Genomic DNA, 20,870 nt, shown 5'->3' with positions numbered 1-20,870 from the left:
AACGTGGACGCAATGATTAGTTGAATTGAGCGGCCATTATTTAATGCAGTATTTAGGCGTAGACCAGGGCATTGCGGCCCCGCTCACAACCCTTGTACGCCATTCAGCAATTCGATGGGTACCCATCCATCAAAACCAAGAAAGAAATGAGCAATTCCTAACATGTCAATTAGAGAATTACCCAAAGGAGCGAAAATGACCCGAAATAAGATAATGCTCGTCTTCGGCACCCGTCCGGAGGCAATCAAGATGTGCCCGCTCGTCAACGAGCTGAAGGCGCGCACGGATGAGTTCGAGACCGTCGTGACCGTGACGGGCCAGCACCGCGAGATGCTCGACCAGGTGCTGCGCGTCTTCGACGTGACTCCCGACCACGACCTGGCGATCATGAAGCCGGGCCAGACGCTGTTCGACGTGACTTGCGACGTGCTGCTCAAGCTCAAGGCCGTCCTCGAGAACGAGAGGCCCGACGTCGTCCTGGTCCACGGCGACACCACGACCAGCTTCGCCGCGGCGCTCGCGTGCTTCTACCTGCAGATCCCCGTGGGCCACGTCGAGGCGGGCCTGCGCACGCACGACATCTACAGCCCCTGGCCCGAGGAGTTCAACCGCCAGGCGGTCGACATCGTGAGCGAGTACTACTTCGCCCCCACGGAGGCGAGCAAGCAGAACCTGCTCGGCGAGGGCAAGCCGGAGTCAAAGATCTGGGTCACCGGAAACACCGGCATCGACGCCCTGCGCACCACTGTGCGCGAGGGCTACTCCCACCCCGAGCTCGAGTGGGCGGAGGGCTCCCGCCTCATCCTCATCACGGCGCACCGCCGCGAGAACCTGGGCGAGCCCATGCACCGCATGTTCCGCGCCATCCGCCGCGTGATGGAGGAGCACCCAGACACCAAGGCTATCTACCCCATCCACATGAACCCGCTCGTCCGCAAGGCGGCGCACGAGGAGCTGGACGGCTTCGACAGGCTCCACATCATCGACCCGCTCGAGGTGCTCGACTTCCACAACTTCATGGCGGCGAGCCACCTCATCCTCACCGACTCGGGCGGCATCCAGGAGGAGGCCCCGAGCCTGGGCAAGCCGGTGCTCGTCATGCGCGACACCACCGAGCGCCCCGAGGGCGTGGCCGCCGGCACGCTGAAGCTCGTCGGCACCGAGGAGGACGTCATCTACCGCGAGTTCAGCCGTCTGCTCAGCGATCAGGCCGAGTATGAGGCGATGAGCCATGCTTCGAACCCCTACGGTGACGGGCATGCGAGCGAGCGCATCGCCGGCGTTTTAGGACTTCAATAGTGGTTGGACGTAAATATGATTGGTCAATTAGTGCAATCCACATGCTTGCATGTGCTCTATTGTGGAATCCCATCTCTACCAGCTTTATGAACTGCCCACTGCATGGATTTTAAATATCGACGTTCAGGTTTTTCTTATGATATCGGGATGGCTTTATAGATTGGCTACCTGATTTCAGCGACATCCGAAACTAGGACACCAAATCGAGTCAGGCGAACATATTGAGCAGAGAATCCGCATCCTAAACGCTACAGAATGGGTGTTTGCACTTGAGAACTTCGGATTGCTCTGGGCAGGTCGTCCGCAAGTATAGCTTACACGGCCTGCCCATGGTCAACGATCGACTACTCGACGAACTTGATTCGAAGATCAAACTGATACTAGTGGAGCTGGCAAATGTAAAAAGCACTGGGGCTCATATCGGCACCAGTGCTCAGGCGCAATAACGACAGCTTCGTATCGCAATATTCACGGTACTCAAGCGAGCAAATACTCGGCCTCGCGATTTGTGGAAGCCACAATAAAGATGCCTATCCAGTGAAAGCACGCTTAGTCATAGAGCTTAAGAGTTGTTTCATATATAAATATGATTCGGTTTTCCTGAACACAATCCAAAAATAAAAATTTATCGCTGCGACAGCAATTATCAATCTAATTACAAAACCCAACAGCGACTCTGGAATATATGAAAACAAGATATGAAGCCCGATTGCGGGCATAAGCGAAACAAAAAACCAACCTAAATAGCATTTGAAATAATCAACACAGCTACAGTGAAATAAATATTTGTACAAAACAACGCCCTCACGCCAAGCACTTGTAAAGAACGTGCTAAGAAAAGTGCCGATGAAAACTCCAACAATACCAACATGAATGACGGCATAGACGGAGATCACCAGATTCAAAACAGCCTGAATTAAAGGTCTGAGTTTATCTTTAACAAACAAGCCAGACGCATTTACGAACCCAACGTTAATAATTCTTGAAGAATTCCAGAAAAAATGCAGGGAAAGAATCGTAACGACAGCATGATCCAATAAGTATTTATCCCCGATCCAAATCTTAATAAAAGGATTAATCAACAGATAAAAACACAAAGCACAGAATGACGCAGCCCAGATATTAATAAATCGAAGACGTTGATACAGCTTAAGCTTTTCAGAATCCCTCGCATCTATCAAGGCGTTTCCAATTGTCGGAACAAAGCTACCGAAAACCTTATTTAAAAACAAGTCCAATGCAGATGAAATCAGCTGATAATTTGAATATAAACCGACTGTCCCCACGCCAATAAAAGAAGAGAGAATAATGCTGTCAGTGCTGTTTAGAACAACTCCTCCGATTTTGTGGCACATTAATGCGCCAGTCTCTTTAAAAATGCGAATCTTGTTAGCGTTGCTAAGCCTTGCATCCCTGAACGCGATAATGTCTGGATATTGCCTAGCGCTATAGCAAGACAGGCCAAAGTTGTAAACAAGGGAAATTAAAATTCCAGCAGCAAGAACAAAAGTGTAATTTGCAGTTACTATCAAAAATAAAATTTTAATTACATTTAAACATATATTATAGATAGAGTTAGCAGCGGAAATTACATAACCCTTTTGATCGGCATTGAGTAGCGATTGCCTGTAAACGCACAAGTAACTCGTTACACTTTGAAATACGAAAAGCCAATAGATTACGTTAAGATTTACATCATCCGGAATATTACCGGGATCAGCGATAACAGAATCGATAAACGGAAAAAAGCAAGCTCCAAGAAGCAGCGTAATTAAAGCAATTGCTCGGTAGACACCTTTATAGAAATTGAGCAGCTTAGCGCATTCCTCATCATCGCATTCTTTAATTGGCTTATACATATTAAACGCAATAACAGAGCCGATACCAAGCTCGGTCAGGGAAAACACCTGCAATATGTTTGTAAATAGCGCCGATATTCCCAAATAGTTGGCATTCAGTACATACAAAAATACCGTTCGAAATATAAACGCACCAACATAAGATGCGAGTTGTTCACCCACCCCAGTCAATGAGGCGAGAAGCGCATTTTTGATTCTAGAGTTTTTGTTTGCCATCTATATAAACTCATCCTTTATTTCTTCTGAAAACCTTGCGATAGACGACCTTTAAATAATGCTTCATCAGTTCCGCATCGTGATACCTGTTCAGAATCCTTTTTTGCATCTTAACGAGGCCTGGATTACGCTGAAAGAGAAAGGATGCACCAGTCTTGGTTAAATCAACGATAGCGGATTCCATTTTCCTTAAATTACCAATATTCATTGAGAGAGATCCGCTAGCCTGCCCAAAATGCATAGCAAGAGAACTATCCGAACCCCAAACTCTTTTATTGTCATATGGATGGGGTGGAACAAAAGTTGACAACCCGTGTTGCAATGCCTTAGCAGAAAGAGTCATGTCTTCCGCTGCAACTTTATACTGTTGCAATTGCTCGGTATTTTCGAACATATAATCAAGGGCTTTTCTTGGAAGGAACCAAGAGTGACCAACGAAATCAACTTCCATTAGCTGCTCGTTGGGTTCAGCCCAACCGACTCGATAGTATGAATGCTTGTCAATCGGATACCCACTTGAATTCTCGAGCACTATTCCAATCGTGCCGTAAATTCCCTCGTGTTGCATCATTTCAAAATGACAGCTTTCCAGCCAACAATCCCCTGGAATAGTATCATCGTCAAAGAGGCATACATATTTTGATTTGCATTCTCTTGCATAATCAAATCGGCCCCAAACTCCCCTATTGCATTTCGCAATACAGCAATCATCAAATGACGACAAAAACTCATCGTTCAAATCAATGGAGTAGAAACCGTCAATGGCGTCCTTAAAAAGCCTGATCTCACGTGGCCTTAATGTCTGCTTATCAATTGCCGCTAATTGTTCAGTCAGCGATTCTGGTTTTTTATATGTAGTCAAAACAACGGACACATCAAAATCCGCTGTATTCGGGTCAAACATCCAACAGTTTCGTTTTGAATAAACAGTGCCCGGCTTTGAATATGGCCTAGTGTCTGATCCATGAATATAAATATCAATTGAAGAGCCAAAATCAATGTAACAGTTATTAGGATTGTGCTTGTAAAGCTCCGCAATTATCGGTTCAGCCATAGGACCCGCCGAAACAACATAAAGCAAATTGTCTCGGCTTCCATATTCAGAAATAATTCTAGATACTATCGATCCACATTCATCTTCCCAGCAGGAAATACAGTCATCCCCCACCGCGTAATACTTCAGAACATTCAAATTACCAATTCGATTATTTTTTCCAGCATGATTTGCAATCACAATTGCATCTCGAGTTAATGTCAGAAAATCAGACTTGAATGTCTGATAATTCGAATTCACAAACAAGTTAGCAAAGGTAATTTGCTTACTGGCAATTCGAGTTGAATACCAGTAATACGCGGGTCTATCACAGCACGGACATGATATCCCGTAATACACGTTGTCGTCAGTGAAATTAAGACTCTCTCGGAGCGCAACAGCCAAAGGAGACTCCCCTTCGGAAGACCAGCCTTCCTGCGCTACAACCTTTTCACCGGTCATAATGGCACGTTCACCATCCCCATAGCGCAATACCGTTATGTTGTCTCCATTAACAATTCTGGAAAATATCTTTTTATACTCGTTTTGAAGAAAAATCTTATCCATGACGAAACCAATTCACTATCAATTAGTCACCTATAACGGCTTTGACGATTGCATTTAAACTCTCGCCGTATCCAGTTCCAGGAACAGCCCATCGCCCGTTAAGGTCAGTCGTCTTCGGGGCACAGCCCCTAGAGACAAAACGAAAACGGGGGTCAACACACGGGTTATTCAAAGGCTCTGTGGTAGCATACGCTTTTAAGTGCTGAGCTTGGACCCTAAGGCCTTCCCTAACCGAAGAAAAAGTATAACCAGGATGGCCCGGACCAGTTGCTCCAATACCACCGAAATTGCATTGGTCCGCTTTTACCAAATTGCCAAATTTGAGATACCTAGTCTCTTTCATCACCTGAGCATATAAGACCTCGGGGCAAACCCCCTCGGATACAGCTTCTTCATAGAGAATCTTGCAGAACACTTTAACTGTGGCAGCTCCTTTGTTTTTATAAACAAAGACCGGGTAAGCCTGCCCCCCTACAGTTCTTGCATAATGAGCCGCAGCATCTTTATATGAAGAAAAAGCAGAAGACATAATGTAGCCTTCAAAGCCGGTCATGCTTGACCCATCGCGTCCTTCTTTTAATCCGTACTTGAGGTAATGAGTATAGTAAGACTTCAATTCATTACCAAAAGCTTTGCGGAGATCAATATAGCGAGTTTTATAGCCATAAACATCGAACGCCTCGTTGCCACGGCGGCCCTCGGCCATTCCATACCTGACGAAGTGGCGCAGGATCGACGCGTCGTCAACAAGAGCGCCGCACACGCTCTTCTTCGTATATGCGGAAAGCACATCCGGGCTGCTGGCGATATAGTAGCCGAAATCGTAGACCGGGGCGTAGTCCACGCCGCCGAGGGACGTGCGGGCAGCCTTTAGCGAGTCGCAGCCGCTAGCGTGACGGCCCTCGGTCTTGCCGTAACGCAGGTAGTGCCCGTAGAGCTTGGCCGTGTCGGTGCCAAAGGCGGAGCGGAGGTCGGGGTACTCGTTGTAGTAGCTGCGGACGTCGAACGCCTCGTTGCCGCGGCGGCCCTCGGCCATTCCATACCTGACGAAGTGGCGCAGGATCGCCGCGTCGTCAACAAGAGCGCCGCACACGCTCTTCTTCGTATATGCGGAAAGCACATCCGGGCTGCTGGCGATATAGTAGCCGAAATCGTAGACCGGGGCGTAGTCCACGCCGCCGAGGGACGTGCGGGCAGCCTTTAGCGAGTCGCAGCCGCTAGCGTGACGGCCCTCGGTCTTGCCGTAACGCAGGTAGTGCCCGTAGAGCTTGGCCGTGTCGGTGCCAAAGGCGGAGCGGAGGTCGGGGTACTCGTTGTAGTAGCTGCGGACGTCGAACGCCTCGTTGCCGCGGCGACCCTCGGCCATTCCATACCTGACGAAGTGGCGCAAGGCCGCATTGTCATCAACCAAGATTACACCTGTGCCAGTTGTTTTAACAAAGGCCTTCTTAAGATCGCTGTTGTTTTCAAGGTAGAAGCTCAAATCATAAACAGGCGAATAATCGACGCCAGCAATAGTGACGACGGCGTCTTTTAGCGAAGTAGTTCCCGTGCCATGTCTTCCCTCGCCCTTGCCCCACTTCATGTAGTGGACGTAGTACCTTGGCAGGTCCGTCCCGTACGCGAGCCTCAGGTCCTGGTACTCGTTGTAGTAGCTCTGGACGTCAAATGCCTCGTTGCCTCGGCGGCCCTCCGCCATGCCATAGTTAATAAAATGTTGGAGGGCCTTGTCCTTATCGTTGTTGGCCCATTTAGCAACATCAGGATTATTCTTTAGATAATAGTCAGCATCAAATACAGCGGAGTAATCCATCCAACTAGAACGCGGGAACTGAGCAATAATCGCATCGGCGTCAGCTTCCCCCAGACGCTTGCAGCCAGCATCGCTAAAGTATTTCCAAACGTCACCCGAGTTAGAAATAAAGCCATGCTCGATCAAGATGCCAGGAATCCCCTGCTCGCGAGCACAGCGAATAACGGCAAATTCGTCACCAACCGTCATCTGAAACACGCCACGATAGGTCAAGCCAAGCGCAGACAAATTATTCATTACTTTTTGGGCAAGCTCGACAGAGGCTTTCGTATAGCTCGTGCCATTGGCCGTAGGCGCGTAAACCTCAGCACCATGCGCCGCAGAACTACCAGAGTTAATATGAAAACTCACAAAAGCTTGTGCACCCTGCTTTACGCATCGCTGAACGCGGTACAGAAAATCGTTGCTGCCATAAGATCCACTTTGTCCTCTAGACATCACGACCTTAAAACCATATCGCTCCAGCTTAGCCTTACAGGCAACAGCAATCTTCCAAGTAAGATCCGCCTCGCTCTTCCCATTACCTTGAGCGCCGGAATCAACGCCGCCATGACCAGGATCAAGAGAAATAACATACGCACCGTTCACAGCAGTATCGGCAAGAGAGAGAGACTGCTCCCCATTTGAGGCGGTAAGTGCGTCGCCAATCGTGGCAGCCTGAATCGCATTGCCAGAATCATCTGAATAATAAACAGACGAATTAGTACTGCCTTCGGCTAGGCCGTCGTCCACAGCGGCATTCGCATCAATGTCGAACGCATATCCGCATTGCATCAAATCGACACTGCGCTCCGTGGCATCGCCCTGCAGATGATAGGAGATCGAAATCAAATCATATCCGCACTCGGCATAATCCTTACCGAACTGAAATGCAGCAGCATTGCCGCCGACGGCCGTCGCACTAACAGAAAGGGAGTGTCCAGTTGTGGATTCCAATTCAAGAGTCGCATCCGCGAGAACATCGGAATCACTAGTGGTAGCAAAAGCGATCACCTGGTCCACACCGACCGGAAGCTGCGGATAGGCGATATAGAGATACTGATACGAATCGGTTAAAATGTCGCCGCTCCCATCCGCCGCAACGGAAGAGTCGTTTTCTTCTGCGACAAGATTGTCAGAGTCGTCCTGATTCTTATTGGAAGGCGAGGAGGCGGGGTCGTTAGTCGAGTTTGAATTGCTCTCAGGATCCGCAGGTTCAGCAGTTGAACCCTGCTGAACAGGCTCCCCATTGATTGCATAAGCAGTAGCAACCGGCCCAATCAATGGATTAAGTCCAATAACTAACGCTGCAACGGATACAACAAGCAGTTGCAGGTGACGTTTCATGCCAGCCCCCATTAAATACAAGTTCAAATGATGCGCGTAAATTATATTACAGGCGAAACCCAAGAAAGCTGTTTGCGCCAAGTCCCCATTCCATTCTGGCCAGCGAAGAACCTAAAGGCGCTAAATGTATCGAGCCAGAAATCGAAGCCAGCGTCATAGGGACAAAATTCAGCCTAATTACAGCGCAGGTTATCCAATTGATATGGCTTTGCTTTCTTCTTATCCTTATTCGCAATATGTAGAGAGGGCATCGTTCAGTTCGTGCGGGACCTCAAGCTCTATAGCGCCTTTCCTGTCAACTGAGCACGACACGGCAGCAATCCTGGTTGAAAACTGTTCGTATCCAATTCTAGGTGCAACAAGATATTAAATTCATTACAAGCTATAAAAATCTAACATCAGCTACAGACAGGGCTACCTTATCAAGCTTTCAATCAGTTTTACAGTCTTCATATACGAATGCGGGCGATCAAACTGCTCCTCTGCGATTTTACGAGCGGCCTCCCCCATCTGCTTGCGGTGCCATTTGTCTTCGACAAGGGCGGTAACCGCAGCGGCAAGCTTGTCGGGGCTTCCGGGTTGCACGTTAACGCCAAACCCGTCTGACTCGACCTTTGCGCGGAACTCAGCACTCATACTGGTATTGACCATGGGTTTGCCCGCCGCCAGATAGTCGCCGATCTTGGTAACGATGCTCTGGGCGGCTTTTTCGACCAGCGAGTTTACCGTGATATCGGACCTACTGAGCCATGCAGCCATCTTGTCATAGGGCAGGTACCCATGGAAGGTCACACCAGCGCCCGTCGATTGAACGACGGCCTTAAGGTTGTCACGTTCGGCTCCATCACCCAGAATCTGAAGCTTGACCTCGGGATGGGTCTTCTGAACCATCCCGATTGCTTTAACAAGAGTCTCCAGGTCGTAGCAAGCGCTCAAGGTACCGGCATAAGAGACCCAGATCTCTCCCGCCGGTTTATTAATCAAAACGGCGTTCTTGGCCACACCGGCATCAAACTCGGCAAGCTGATTGCCGACGTACACGACTTCATTGGGAATACCCGAACGTGCATCGCGCACACCACGGTCGCGGTACTCCTGCGACGTGCCCACAATGGCATCGGCCAGCTGATACGTCGCCTTAGCCTGCTTGTAAAACGGGGCAAAGAAGATGTCCGAAAGGACCGGAACATCCAGAGCAACGCGGAAAGCCTCGGGCCACAGGTCATTAACATCGACAATAAATGGAATGCCGTACTTATGGGCACATTTGCCGATCTCACGCGCAACATCGTTAGGCGGAATCTGGCAGTAGACCAAATCGTACGCATGGTGTTCATCAAAAAACTTAACAACACGTTTTGAAACCACATGGTGGGCCCAAATACGCTGGGGACACATGTTCTTAGGGTAGACAGGCTCTTCAATAAAATGCACAGTAAAGGGATGCATGCTCAGATCGAGGTGCATAATATCACGCTGCTGCTTATCCCAATGTTGAAAGCCACTGGTAATAAAATCAACGTCGTAGCCCTGCTCACATAGTAGCGTGGCAAGGTAGACATAACGCGTTGCGCCTTTGACCTCGTGTCCCAGCTTAGCATCTTGCGTATAGATAGCAATATGTCCCTTAGAAGGCATGCAGCTCCTTTGCATGTAAATTCTACGAACGCTCAGCAGAGCGACGTTTTAAGGATAGCCCAACGCGAGAAAGCGCAAAACCTAAGCCGGCGGTCTTTAGGGTATATCCAAATTCCCTGATTTGCGATATGCGGTAAGCTAGAACGCCAGACCCGCCTACGGATTCACCAGTCAGCTGCGAAAACGCCTGCTTAAGATGCGGGCTCACAGTATCCATAGCACGCACTATTGCCGGATCCATACGGCGGAATGTCTTCTTAAGAAGCACGCAGACATCTCGCTGCTCGAGGCCACCGTTCGCAAGGGCAAGACCAGCATGACGGAAACCCACCGTGTAAAGGGCGCGCCATATTCCTCTATCCGTAACGCCAAGTCGTTCGAGCACGTCGACCATGTCATTCCAACGCGTTAAGGCAAGGGTGCTATTAACGCTGGCAGACGATGCCGTGGGCAAATCCTCACGATAACAATACCAAGCCTCATCGGTGTAAGCGATGGTCTTTGCCTGGGCAAGCGTCTCGATAAGAAAGGGATTGTCAACCCAGCCAGCACCTGGAACCTCTTTAAAGCAGATGCCATACCCAACAAGGAAGCTCTTTTTATAGAGTGCGCTCCAAATAGAAGGATGCTTTTGAATCAAGATGGGAGCATCGGCAAGAACAAAAGGCTGGCGCCCCGGCTTAACCCGATGGTAGTAATGGCAGTGGTAAAGATGTTCCCTTGGAGTGTCCGCCATATAGACACGCCAGTATGAGGATTTAACCACGTCGGGATAATCCTGCTTGCAAGCCAGCTGATACAAAGCGGAAAACATGCCGGGTTTAAGGTAATCATCGGGCTCGACAACGGCAACGTATTCGCCCCGCGCCTCGTCAAAACCCCTGTTAACGGTTGCGCCATAGCCTTGGTTTGCTTTATCAATCACCCGAACGCGAGCGTCCCCTGCCGCATGGGCCTCCATAATGGCAAGCGAGCCATCCGTCGAGCCATCGTTGAGCACGATGATCTCGAGCTCCTTCATCGGATCGGCCTCAATAGAGCTGAGGCACTGATCGAGAAACTTCTCGGCGTTGTAGCATGGGACCACAACGCTAACGCTCATATCGCTCGTAGACAATCGACACCCCCATAGAACGTTGGATATACCAGTATTTATCCCAGTCGCCAGCACGACCAGACCGCTAGCGATCCGTTCTATAGTAGCGAGAAGCACACAGAATGGAAAACAGATACAGCCCGGTTATCGCCCGCCCCTACAGACACTGGCACACCGCAGCCACGTGTCGCCCGTCAAACCCGAATCCCCAGCGCATGCGACCCACGCCGGGGCGCGGTACACGGATTTCGTCGATGCCGTCGCGCTCTATGTCGAGTAGCGACTGCACGGCCAGCAATTCCAGGCCCAGCGCATCCACATCGGGGTCATACATCAAGTTAATCGTTATCAGCGGGCGCTCGTCCAGCATGCCAATCGTATCTGCTACGTCGAACACAGCACCCGTAGGGAAAACCTGGATGTCCCAGCGACCTGCGCCACACTTTCGCCTCGAGGCAGGATTGGCATAGCCCGGTAAGCCAAAGCAGAGCCCCTGCAAGAGCAGATGATATGGCAGCGGCTTATCTGGGTCGGTCTCACCGATTCCCGCATCCCCCAGGATGCGGCTTAGCGCCCGCCTCACCGTATCCTCGTTCCCACGGCACAGCCCGTCGCGAAACGCATCGACGTCTCGAATGTCTTCGGCAGCGCACTCAAACCACTCAATAATCACTAGACGCAAGGCCTGGCGAAGCTCGTTATTGGGCAATCGCAAAGCACGGAGCCGATCGCCATGCTCTGGCTCCTCAGTCATATCTGTCGTGAGAAAACCGGACAGATACAGCGCTGTCCACATGCCATCGTCAGGCGAGACATCTGGCTTTGCAGTGCCCAAACAAAGCGGGACCTCAGCACACCCATGGGCCTCGAGCAAATCAAACAAGACCGAAAGGCGGTCGAGATTCCACCCGGCAACTACCCTACTCAGGCAATCCGCATACCCATACAGATCGGCGCGCACAGGCGCCGTACAGCCTCGGTCCAAAAAACCGATCACACGCGCTGGACTCGAGCAATAGGCCCTGCCAAACCGATATCCCTCGAGCCATTCACGCGCATCATCAAGGTATTCCTCGCGCCAAGCATGATTCAACAGAGCCTGGACCTCGGCATCCGAAAAGCCGAACCAACGGTCACACCACGTCGAAAGCGGCGCCGACAGACAATACGAGCAACTGCGCGAAGAAAGCGCCGCTTCGGCAGGACTGGGACGCTCCCCCATCAGACAAGCAAAGCGTAGCGAATGACCCGCGGCAGCAATGGCGTCAAACAGCACACGGTCAAGTAGTTCTGCCGGATCGGCGTCGGAAGCGTCCCTCGCGCTCGCACGGCGAGACCACGCCGCATCGTACCCATCAACGAGCAATACAACTTGCTCATCGCAGGCAATCTCCAGCAACTCAATGAGCACGCCAAGCACCGAGGCGACCTCGTCCTCGCTCGCCGCGCCACGCGCAACACGTTCGATGTGACGCACCTTATCTCGAGCTAAATCCGGGGCCTCCAAGAGCGCCAACAAGCGAGCGCACTCGCCCGAAAGGGCATCGCGCACGACGCCGGCAACAGCGGCGCCACGCCTCGCAGCGCCAGAAAAGTCCAGCGATATCACCGGATAGCAAGCGTACTCATCCCGATAACGCCCGCTGTCCGCATCCCAAATCTGAGCATCGGCAAACGAGATCCGACCGGCGCGACCGACCGCTGGACGCTCCAGAAAAGCCCTGAGCATCGACAAGTTCATGCTCTTGCCAAAACCCTCGGGTCGACAGCACACCACAACGGACGCGTCGCAGTCCAACACATCGGCAATAAACATGGTTTTATCGATGAGTAAACACCGATTAATTGCATCGGAAAAGTCGTGTACATCAACCGGTAGAGCTGCGTTATCCGCATGATTGAGCAACCGCGCACCAAACGCATGAATAAAACCACAATTCACCTGTTCAGACACCGTAAACTCTCCCTCTAACGCAGCACGATGCCCATTGTAACGAGCAGGCGGAGCGCAACAATATCGACTTGCAAAGGTTTCGGGCAACGGTAGCAACTGACGCCCCGAGGGGGCATAACAAATCGTTGTGCAACAAAAACGGGATCCGATGCGGCTGCACCGGACCCCGTCTCAAACGCTTTGAAAACAATCTGAAAGGCTACTCCTCCGAGCCATCCTCCCCAGAAGCCTTCTTCTGCTGATCGAGCTTATGCTTACCACTTACGATAGACGTAGCGCCCAGTGTGGCCAAGCTCGCGCTGGCAAGGCTCGCCATAACGATAAGGTCGCCCGTCTTGGGCATGTTACCGCCAGATGACTTGGTCGTTGTAGTCGTCGTGGTCGTAGTGGTCACCGTTTTGGAGTCATTTTGCTCATGGACCTGTTTGTCGGTGTTGCTCTTACCGCCGTCCTCGCCCTGCTGCTTTCCGTCCTCGGTCTTGTCCTTGTTCTCGTCCTTCTCCTCAGATTCAGACTTCTTACCCTCGTCCTTCTTCTGAGTGGACTTGTCGTCCTTCTCCTCAGAGCTAGAACCCTTATCGGATTCGGTCTTCTCGGAAGCCTTGTCCTTGGAGTCGCCCTTTACGGCTTCGGTCTTTTCCGTGGAAGCCTGATCAGAGTTGTCCTTGTTCTGGGCCGAACCGTTATTAACGCCAGCCATCAGCGAAGAACCCAGCGTAGAACCAAGCTGCTCGGAGAAAGAAGGCTTCTTGTCCGGCGAAGCAACGGGAGCGTCCGGCGCCTTATTCGAATCGTCCTTGGAAGCATCGGAATCAGGGGTTGCGTCAGAGCCGGAGCCGTTGTTAGAGCCGGTGTCAACGGACGAATCGCTCGAGCCGGTGGATGAGTTAGAGGTGTCAGCGTCGGTCGAACCAGAAGCGTCGCTGTCCGTATTGCCGGCAGAGCTTGAAGACGAATCGCCCGCAGCAGAGCCGTTCGAATTGGAGCCGTTCGAGGTAGAGCCGTCGTTGGTAGTGCCACCAGCAGAGCCATTACCGTCAGCATCGGTCGAGGGCGCATCCATCCTGTCATCGTTGGCATCGTCACTCGAGTCGTCATTCGAATCAGGCGTCGGCGAGGGCGCCGGCGTAGGCTCGGGCCGCACGGGCGTCGCAGCGGCAGCGGCCTCGTCCTCGGCAATATAAACCAAGCAGTCCTTCAGCTCATTCTTATAACGATTCTTCCAGCCCTCATGATACTGGGGCTGACTTGAAAACTTGGTGGCAACATTGTTGACCACGCTATTGGAGAGCGCCGTCACAAACTCGCGGTCGGACATATCGTTGGAAAGATTCGCCCAGCGGAAAAAGTCCCTGCAGCCACCAGTGCCGCACATGTTGGTAATGCTCCACACCATGCCCTTGACGCAATCGGCGCGGCCCGAAATATCAATACCCAGGCCGCTCTTGAGCCACGCCTCGGTCACCGCATAGTACGAGTTGTACGCATAGGCATCTTGAAGTGCTGAGAACTCAACAGGATCGGTGTTGTAAGCACCCTGGAAAGCCTCCTGCGCGATACGGCCCAGCTCGGTGAGCTGACCGTTCTCGGACATGGGATTGTTCGCGTTGGAAATCTCGCTGCCGCGATCAATCGCATCCTTGAGCATGCTGTATTTTTCGGGGTTGTAGTTGTAGACCTGCTTCATAAACGGAATGAGCGACCAACGACGGTCGAACTGGTAATAACCCAGCGCGTTATAGCCGTCACCGTACGAAAAGCCCTGGTTGTAGTTGCCATGGCTCTCGTACTTGGTAAAGTACTTCATCTCGGGAGTCACGTTGACAAACGAAACGCCCTGGACCGACCTCAGCACGCCCGAGAAGGACTGCTGGGTGTAGAGACCCTTATCGATATCGGTGGCATCCGAGGCAACGCCCGGCGTGGGCTCCTCGGCAGCGGCGGGTGCCGGCGCGGAAATGGCGCCAAACGAAAGCGCCAGCGTCAGGCCCGCGACAATAGCAGAATGCTTGGGCTGCATAAGATCCTCCCTGCATTGGTATAGTTAAAGTGCAGTTTGCAAAGATAAGAGTAAGTATTGCAGCTCGCCCGTTGTTGCACAACAACCCCTCGGTAAACGGCAACAACCCTCCGCGAAATCTTAAGGAATTGCGCTCAACCTACAGCTTAATGTCAAAGTTGATCTCGGGAACGGCGGCCAGGTCGGCCAACGTCACGCCGTCGACGTACTTTTCGATCACGTCGTCCAGGCCGCGCCAGAACTTGACGGTCGAGCAAAGATCGCTGCGAGTGCAGCTGTTGTCGATGCCATCGCACGCCACTGGAGCCGTGCTGCCCTCGACGGCGCGCAGGATGTCACCCGCACGTACCTCGGAGGGATCCTTGGCCATCATGTAGCCGCCGCCCTTGCCGCGCACGCTCTTAAGCAGGCCCGCCTTCATAAGCGGACGAACCAGCTGCTCCAAATACTTTTGCGAGATATGCTCGCGGTCGGCAACCTCGCGCAGGGCAATCTTGCCCTCGGCGTCACCGAGCGCCGCGATATAGATCATCAGCCGGAGGGCATAGCGGCCCTTGGAAGAAATGAGCATACCTACCCTCCCATCGTTGCTGGGACAAAATACCAGGAGTGTTTGTCCCAAATCTTATGCACGCGGGGCAAACAAACCTGATTATTATGTCCCACATCTAAAAAGTCGAGTGGATTAGTCGGGTTTTCCCTTGACTAACGCCGAACCCATAGTAACTTTATTCCGAGAAGATTCCTAGGGTTTAGTACACCTATGAGTACACCATATACAGAGAGGGACAGCATGAGCGCAAATCCGCTGCTTTCCATCGAAGGTCTGACCGCCTCCGTGGACGAGAAGACCATCCTCCACAACGTCAACCTCAACGTCGCCGCCGGCGAGACCCACGTGCTGATGGGACCCAACGGCGCCGGCAAGTCCACCCTCGGCCACCTGGTCATGGGCGACCCCGTCTACACGGTCAACGACGGCCGCATCGTCTTTGACGGCCAGGACATCACCGAGCTCACCACCGACAAGCGTTCGCGCGCCGGCCTGTTCCTGAGCTTCCAGGCCCCGGTCGAGATTCCGGGCGTGCCACTGTCGAGCTTTTTGCGCGCCAGCATCGCCGGCCGCCCCGGCCTGGAGATGAAGGGCAAGGAGTTCCGCCGCCGCGTGAAGGAGCTCGCGGCCGAGCTCAACATGGATACCGCCTACCTCAACCGCGAGCTGGGCGTGGGTTTCTCGGGCGGCGAGAAAAAGAAGGTCGAGATGCTCCAGCTTCTGCTGCTGCAGCCCAAGCTGGCCATCCTGGACGAGACTGACTCCGGCCTGGACGTCGACGCCCTTTCCACCGTCAGTCATGGCATGGACGCCTACCGCAAGAGCTGCGACGGCTCCATGCTCATCATCACGCACAACACGCGCATCCTGGAGCACCTGGATGTCGACCGCGTCCACGTTATGGTCAAGGGTCACATCGTGCGCGAGGACGACGCCTCGCTGATCCCCTGGATCGACAAGAACGGCTTTGAGACCTTCGAGCGCGAGGCCGCCGAGCAGCGCGCCCAGGCCGAGGCCGCCGCTGCCGAGCAGCAGGCGTAAAGGGGCGACGCAATGACCAAGAACCGCACCGAGGTCGCGGACATCGACCGCAGCCTCTACGACTTCACCTATGGCGAGGAGGGATTTGAGCGCCTCGACGCCGGCATCACGCCCGACATCGTGCGCGAGATCAGCGCCAAGAAGGACGAGCCGCAGTGGATGCTCGACCTGCGCTTAAAGTCCCTCGAGATTTTTAATCGTTTTCCCGACCCGACGTGGGGCCCCTCCATCGAGGGCCTGGACATGGATAACATCGTCACCTATGTCAAGCCCAACACCGACCAAAAGCACGACTGGGAGTCGGTGCCCGACGACATCAAGAGCACCTTTGAGCGCCTGGGCATCCCCGAGGCCGAGCGCAGCTATCTGGCAGGCGTCGGCGCGCAGTACGACTCCGAGCTCGTCTACCACAACATGCAGGACACAGCGTCTAAGATGGGCATCGTCTACTCCGGCATCGAGGAGGCCCTGCACGACCCGCAGTGGGAACCGCTCATCCACGAGAAGTTTATGACGCTCATCCCGCCCACCGACCACAAGTTTGCGGCCCTGCACGGCGCCGTATGGTCGGGCGGCTCGTTTGTCTACGTGCCCAAGGGCACCAAGCTCGACTTCCCGCTGCAGAGCTACTTCCGTCTTAACGCCAAGGGCGCCGGCCAGTTTGAGCACACGCTCATCATCGTCGAGGACGACGCCGACCTGCACTTTATCGAGGGTTGCTCCGCGCCCAAGTACAACGTAGCCAACCTCCACGCCGGCGCCGTCGAGCTCTTTGTGGGCAAGCGTGCGCACCTGCGCTACTCGACCATCGAGAACTGGTCCAAGAACATGTACAACCTCAACACCAAGCGTGCGCGCGTGGACGAGGACGGCGACATCGAGTGGATCAGTGGCTCCTTCGGTAGCCACGTGGGCTACCTCTACCCCATGAGCGTGCTCAACGGTCGTCGCGCCCGCTCGAGCTTTACCGGCATCACCTTTGCCGGCGCCGGGCAGAACCTCGACACCGGCTGCAAGGTCGTGCTCAACGCGCCCGAGACCTCGGCAACCGTCGAGACCAAGGGCATCTCCAAGAGCGGCGGCATCCAGACGTTTCGCAGCTCTATCGTTGCCACACCCAAGGCCGAGGGCTCCAAGGCAACCGTGAGCTGCCAGTCACTGATGCTCGACGACCAGAGCCGCTCCGACACCATCCCGGCCATGGACATCCGCGCCAAGAACGTCGACATCGGCCACGAGGCCACCATCGGACGTATCGGCGACGATAAGGTGTTCTACCTGATGAGCCGCGGCATCTCGGAGGAAGAGGCCCGCACCATGATCGTCAACGGCTTTGCCAACCCGGTCTCCAAGGAGCTGCCGCTGGAGTACGCCGTCGAGATGAACAACCTGATCAAGCTCGAGATGGAAGGAGCGATCGGATAATGAAACAGGAAACCAACACCGCTGCCACCACGCTCGAGCAGGTCAACGCGATGCCGGCCGCCACTTGGGGTTGGCTCAAGATGAACCAGACCAAGCTCGAGCTCTCTGACGAGCTTGCCGCCGCTCCCACCGAGACCGTTGAGGTCGAGGGCCTGGACGAGCAGTTTGCCGGCTCGGACGACGCCTTCGATGCCGCCATGGAAGCCATCGCCGAGCGCTTCCCCGAGCGCCGCGCCTCCGCGCCCGGCGATGCCGCCGACCGCGCCCGCATCACGCCCGAGACCGAGCTCGACGTGCCCGCAACCTCCGTCTACCAGGCCGGCGCCATTAAGCTCGAGGAAGAGCTCTCCCCTGCTGAGGCCTTCGAAACCGGCATGGGTGAGGCTGCCTACGCCTACTTGGCCGAGCACGCTACCAAGCGCATCGTCATCGATGCACCCGCATACAAGCACGCCACGGTTACCGTGCGCGTGAGCGGTGTCGATGCAGCCGCGGCCATCGCCGCCATCGACGTCGTCGCCCGTCCTCAGTCAACGCTCGATCTGCTTATTGCCCTGGACTCCCCCGTTACCGGCGAGGGTGTCGTGGGCTCCGTGCTACGCGTGTGCGCCCACGAGTACGCCACCGTCAACGTGACCTGCACGCAGACGCTCGACGATAGCTGGATCGCGCTCGACGACACCGGCCTGTTCCTGGACGAGGGCGCGCGCGTCAACGTGCAGCACACCGTCCTGGGTGCTGGCGCCAGCGCCACCGGCCTTGCCGGCGACCTGCTAGGCGATACCGCCAAGGTCACCATCGATACTGACTACCTGGGCGCCCGAGAGCAGGTGCGCGACTTTAACTACGAGCTGCGCCACCGCGGTCGCAAGACCGAGTGCGAGATCGACGCCAACGGCGTGCTGACCGGCACGTCCAAGAAGGTCTACCGCGGCACCATCGACCTCGTGCACGGCTGCAAGGGTGCAACCGGCACCGAGCGCGAGACGGTGCTTTTGGCCAACAAGGGCGTCGACAACAAGACCGTTCCCGTCATTCTCTGCGACGAGGACGACGTCGCCGGCAACCACGGCGCCACCATCGGTCACGTCCGCGACGAGCAGCTGTTCTACCTCGCCTGTCGCGGCCTTGACCAAAACGCCGCCGAGGACCTGTTCATCCGCGCCAAGCTGGAGGACGCCGCGCTTTCCGCCACCGACGAGCGCACCCGCGCAGCCGTCGTCCGCCTTGGCAACAACCTGATCGACAACTTTGAAGAGGAGCTCGCATGATCGACACCGAGCACGTTAAATGCGACACCTGTACTGCCCCCGAGCCCATGGAGCTCGACGCCAGCGACGAGGCTTCGCGCGGCTGGCCCACTGTGGACATCGAGACCAACCCCTACAAGGCGCAGTTCCCGCTGTTTCAGCAGCACCCCGAGATCGCCTTCCTCGATAGTGCCGCCACCGCGCAGCGCCCTGCCTGCGTGCTCGACGCCGAGCGCGACTTCTACCAGCGTATGAACGCCAACCCCCTGCGCGGCCTGTACTCGCTGTCCGTCGAGGCCACCGAGGCCATCGCGAAGGTCCGCCAGCAGATCGCCGACCTCATCGGCGCCTCACAGGCCAACGAGGTCGTCTTCACCCGCAACACGAGCGAGTCGCTCAACCTGGTCGCCAAGAGCTTTGCGCCCACGGTGCTCGAGCCCGGTGACGAGGTCGTCATTACCATCATGGAGCACCACTCCAACCTGATTCCGTGGCAGCAGGTCTGCCGCGAGACCGGCGCCAAGCTCGTCTACCTCTACCCCACCAAGACCGGCCAGCTCACCACCGAGGAAGTTCTTACCAAGGTTGGTCCCAAGACCAAGATCCTGGCCGTGGGCCAGGTCTCCAACGTGCTGGGCGTCGAGAACCCGGTCAAGAACCTCGGCAAACTCGTGCACGAGTACGGCGGCTACCTGGTCGTCGACGGTGCGCAGTCGCTGCCGCACATGCCGGTCAACGTGGCCGACCTGGGCGCCGACTTCTTTGCCTTTAGCGCGCACAAGGCCATGGGCCCCATGGGCATCGGCGTGCTGTGGGGCAAGATGGACCTGCTCAACGCCATGCCGCCCATGCTCACCGGCGGCGAGATGATCGATTCCGTCACCGAGCAGGACGCCGTCTGGGCGCCCGTCCCTGAGAAGTTCGAGGCCGGCACGCAGGACGCCGCCGGCATCTTCGCCACGGGTGCGGCACTCGACTACCTCGTCAACACGGTTGGCTACGAAAACATCCAGGCACGCGAGCAGGCACTCGTCCACTACCTGATGGGCGAGCTCATGCAGCTCGACTTTGTCCAGATCATCGGCTCCATCTACTGGGACAACCATCACGGCGTCGTGAGCTTTAACGTCAAGGGTATCCACCCGCACGACGTCGCGAGCATCATGGACATGGACGGCGTGTGCATCCGCGCCGGTCACCACTGCGCGCAGCCGCTGCTTACCTGGCTGGGCGTCGAGAACCTCGCCTGCTGCCGCGCCAGCGTGGCCTTCTACAACGACAAGGCCGACATCGATAAGTTCATCGCCGGCCTGCATCACGTTTGGAGCACGTTCAATGGGTAATCTGTACACCTCCACCACGTTTATGGAGCACAACTCGCACCCCGACTACAAGTACGAGATGGATGCCCCCACGCACGAGCACGACGGCATCAACCCCAGCTGCGGCGACGAGCTCACCTTGCAGCTACGAGTCGAGAACGGCGTGATCGAGGAGGCCTCCTTTACCGGCCACGGCTGCGCCATCAGTCAGGCCAGTGCCGACATCATGGCCGACCTCATCACCGGCGAGACCGTCGAGGAAGCTCACCGCTTGGCAGAGCTCTTCCTCGCTATGATCCGCGGCGAGCGGCTCTCCGAGGAGGACCTGGAAGACCTGGACGAGGCCGCCCAGCTCCAGGACATCTCGCACATGCCCGCCCGCGTCAAGTGCGCCGAGCTCGCCTGGCGCACCCTCGACGGCATGCTCGAGGGGCAAAAATAATCAGTAATATTTGTCT

Annotated in this window: 14 protein-coding genes; 6 read left to right on the top strand and 8 right to left on the bottom strand. The window is 54.8% G+C overall.

Translation table 11 applies throughout. From position 1 onward, the window contains the following. Positions 1-195 precede the first annotated feature (195 nt). Positions 196-1,299, top strand: coding sequence for a non-hydrolyzing UDP-N-acetylglucosamine 2-epimerase (wecB, locus tag GDJ93_RS02450; RefSeq protein ID WP_193221421.1), 1,104 nt, complete (start codon positions 196-198; stop codon positions 1,297-1,299). A gap of 530 nt (positions 1,300-1,829) precedes the next feature. Here the strand turns inward: wecB and GDJ93_RS02445 are convergent. The 8 genes from GDJ93_RS02445 to GDJ93_RS02410 all read right to left on the bottom strand — a co-directional run bounded on the left by GDJ93_RS02445 (position 1,830) and on the right by GDJ93_RS02410 (position 15,392). Continuing rightward, positions 1,830-3,374: a lipopolysaccharide biosynthesis protein gene (locus GDJ93_RS02445; RefSeq protein ID WP_152067626.1), complete on the bottom strand. Its 1,545-nt coding sequence runs from the start codon at positions 3,372-3,374 to the stop codon at positions 1,830-1,832. Positions 3,375-3,384: 10 nt separating this feature from the next. Then, on the bottom strand, positions 3,385-4,974 hold the full coding sequence (locus GDJ93_RS02440) for a glycosyltransferase family protein (RefSeq protein ID WP_152067625.1): 1,590 nt from the start codon (positions 4,972-4,974) through the stop codon (positions 3,385-3,387). Between the two features lie 22 nt (positions 4,975-4,996). Further along, positions 4,997-8,194 (bottom strand): N-acetylmuramoyl-L-alanine amidase, encoded by a 3,198-nt coding sequence (locus tag GDJ93_RS02435; protein WP_152067624.1) that lies wholly within the window; start codon positions 8,192-8,194, stop codon positions 4,997-4,999. 333 nt (positions 8,195-8,527) lie between these two features. Beyond that, entirely contained in the window at positions 8,528-9,751 is a 1,224-nt protein-coding gene (locus GDJ93_RS02430) for a glycosyltransferase family 4 protein (RefSeq protein ID WP_193221420.1), read from the bottom strand. Positions 9,752-9,773: 22 nt separating this feature from the next. Next, positions 9,774-10,853 carry a glycosyltransferase family 2 protein gene (locus GDJ93_RS02425; protein WP_152067623.1) on the bottom strand — a complete coding sequence of 360 codons (1,080 nt, stop codon included), beginning with the start codon at positions 10,851-10,853 and terminating at the stop codon, positions 9,774-9,776. A 151-nt stretch (positions 10,854-11,004) separates the two neighbouring features. Beyond that, positions 11,005-12,789, bottom strand: coding sequence for an AAA family ATPase (locus GDJ93_RS02420; RefSeq protein ID WP_226812430.1), 1,785 nt, complete (start codon positions 12,787-12,789; stop codon positions 11,005-11,007). Positions 12,790-13,000: 211 nt separating this feature from the next. Beyond that, the gene (locus GDJ93_RS02415) at positions 13,001-14,821 is read right to left on the bottom strand and encodes a VgrG-related protein (protein WP_152067621.1); all 1,821 of its coding nucleotides are present in this window, start codon (positions 14,819-14,821) and stop codon (positions 13,001-13,003) included. 139 nt (positions 14,822-14,960) lie between these two features. Then, positions 14,961-15,392, bottom strand: coding sequence for an RrF2 family transcriptional regulator (locus tag GDJ93_RS02410; RefSeq protein WP_152067620.1), 432 nt, complete (start codon positions 15,390-15,392; stop codon positions 14,961-14,963). Between the two features lie 222 nt (positions 15,393-15,614). Here GDJ93_RS02410 and sufC point away from each other — a divergent pair, with 222 nt between their 5' ends. The 5 genes from sufC to sufU are packed head-to-tail and all read left to right on the top strand — an operon-like array spanning position 15,615 to position 20,854. Beyond that, positions 15,615-16,415 carry a Fe-S cluster assembly ATPase SufC gene (sufC, locus tag GDJ93_RS02405; protein WP_006235561.1) on the top strand — a complete coding sequence of 267 codons (801 nt, stop codon included), beginning with the start codon at positions 15,615-15,617 and terminating at the stop codon, positions 16,413-16,415. A 12-nt stretch (positions 16,416-16,427) separates the two neighbouring features. After that, on the top strand, positions 16,428-17,840 hold the full coding sequence (gene sufB, locus GDJ93_RS02400) for a Fe-S cluster assembly protein SufB (protein ID WP_117848423.1): 1,413 nt from the start codon (positions 16,428-16,430) through the stop codon (positions 17,838-17,840). Continuing rightward, entirely contained in the window at positions 17,840-19,111 is a 1,272-nt protein-coding gene (locus GDJ93_RS02395; protein ID WP_152067619.1) for a SufB/SufD family protein, read from the top strand. The genes sufB and GDJ93_RS02395 overlap by 1 nt, the downstream gene beginning before the upstream one ends. Next, on the top strand, positions 19,108-20,433 hold the full coding sequence (locus GDJ93_RS02390) for an aminotransferase class V-fold PLP-dependent enzyme (RefSeq protein WP_226812428.1): 1,326 nt from the start codon (positions 19,108-19,110) through the stop codon (positions 20,431-20,433). Before GDJ93_RS02395 ends, GDJ93_RS02390 begins: the two co-directional genes overlap by 4 nt. Next, the gene (gene sufU, locus GDJ93_RS02385; RefSeq protein ID WP_152067618.1) at positions 20,426-20,854 is read left to right on the top strand and encodes a Fe-S cluster assembly sulfur transfer protein SufU; all 429 of its coding nucleotides are present in this window, start codon (positions 20,426-20,428) and stop codon (positions 20,852-20,854) included. The genes GDJ93_RS02390 and sufU overlap by 8 nt, the downstream gene beginning before the upstream one ends. The last annotated feature ends 16 nt before the right edge of the window (positions 20,855-20,870 follow it).

This window comes from Collinsella aerofaciens (assembly GCF_902501475.1).
In the GTDB taxonomy this organism is placed as follows: domain Bacteria; phylum Actinomycetota; class Coriobacteriia; order Coriobacteriales; family Coriobacteriaceae; genus Collinsella; species Collinsella aerofaciens_AL.
Note: the sequence above shows the minus strand (reverse complement) of the source record. Positions and strands in the feature narration are given on the sequence as shown.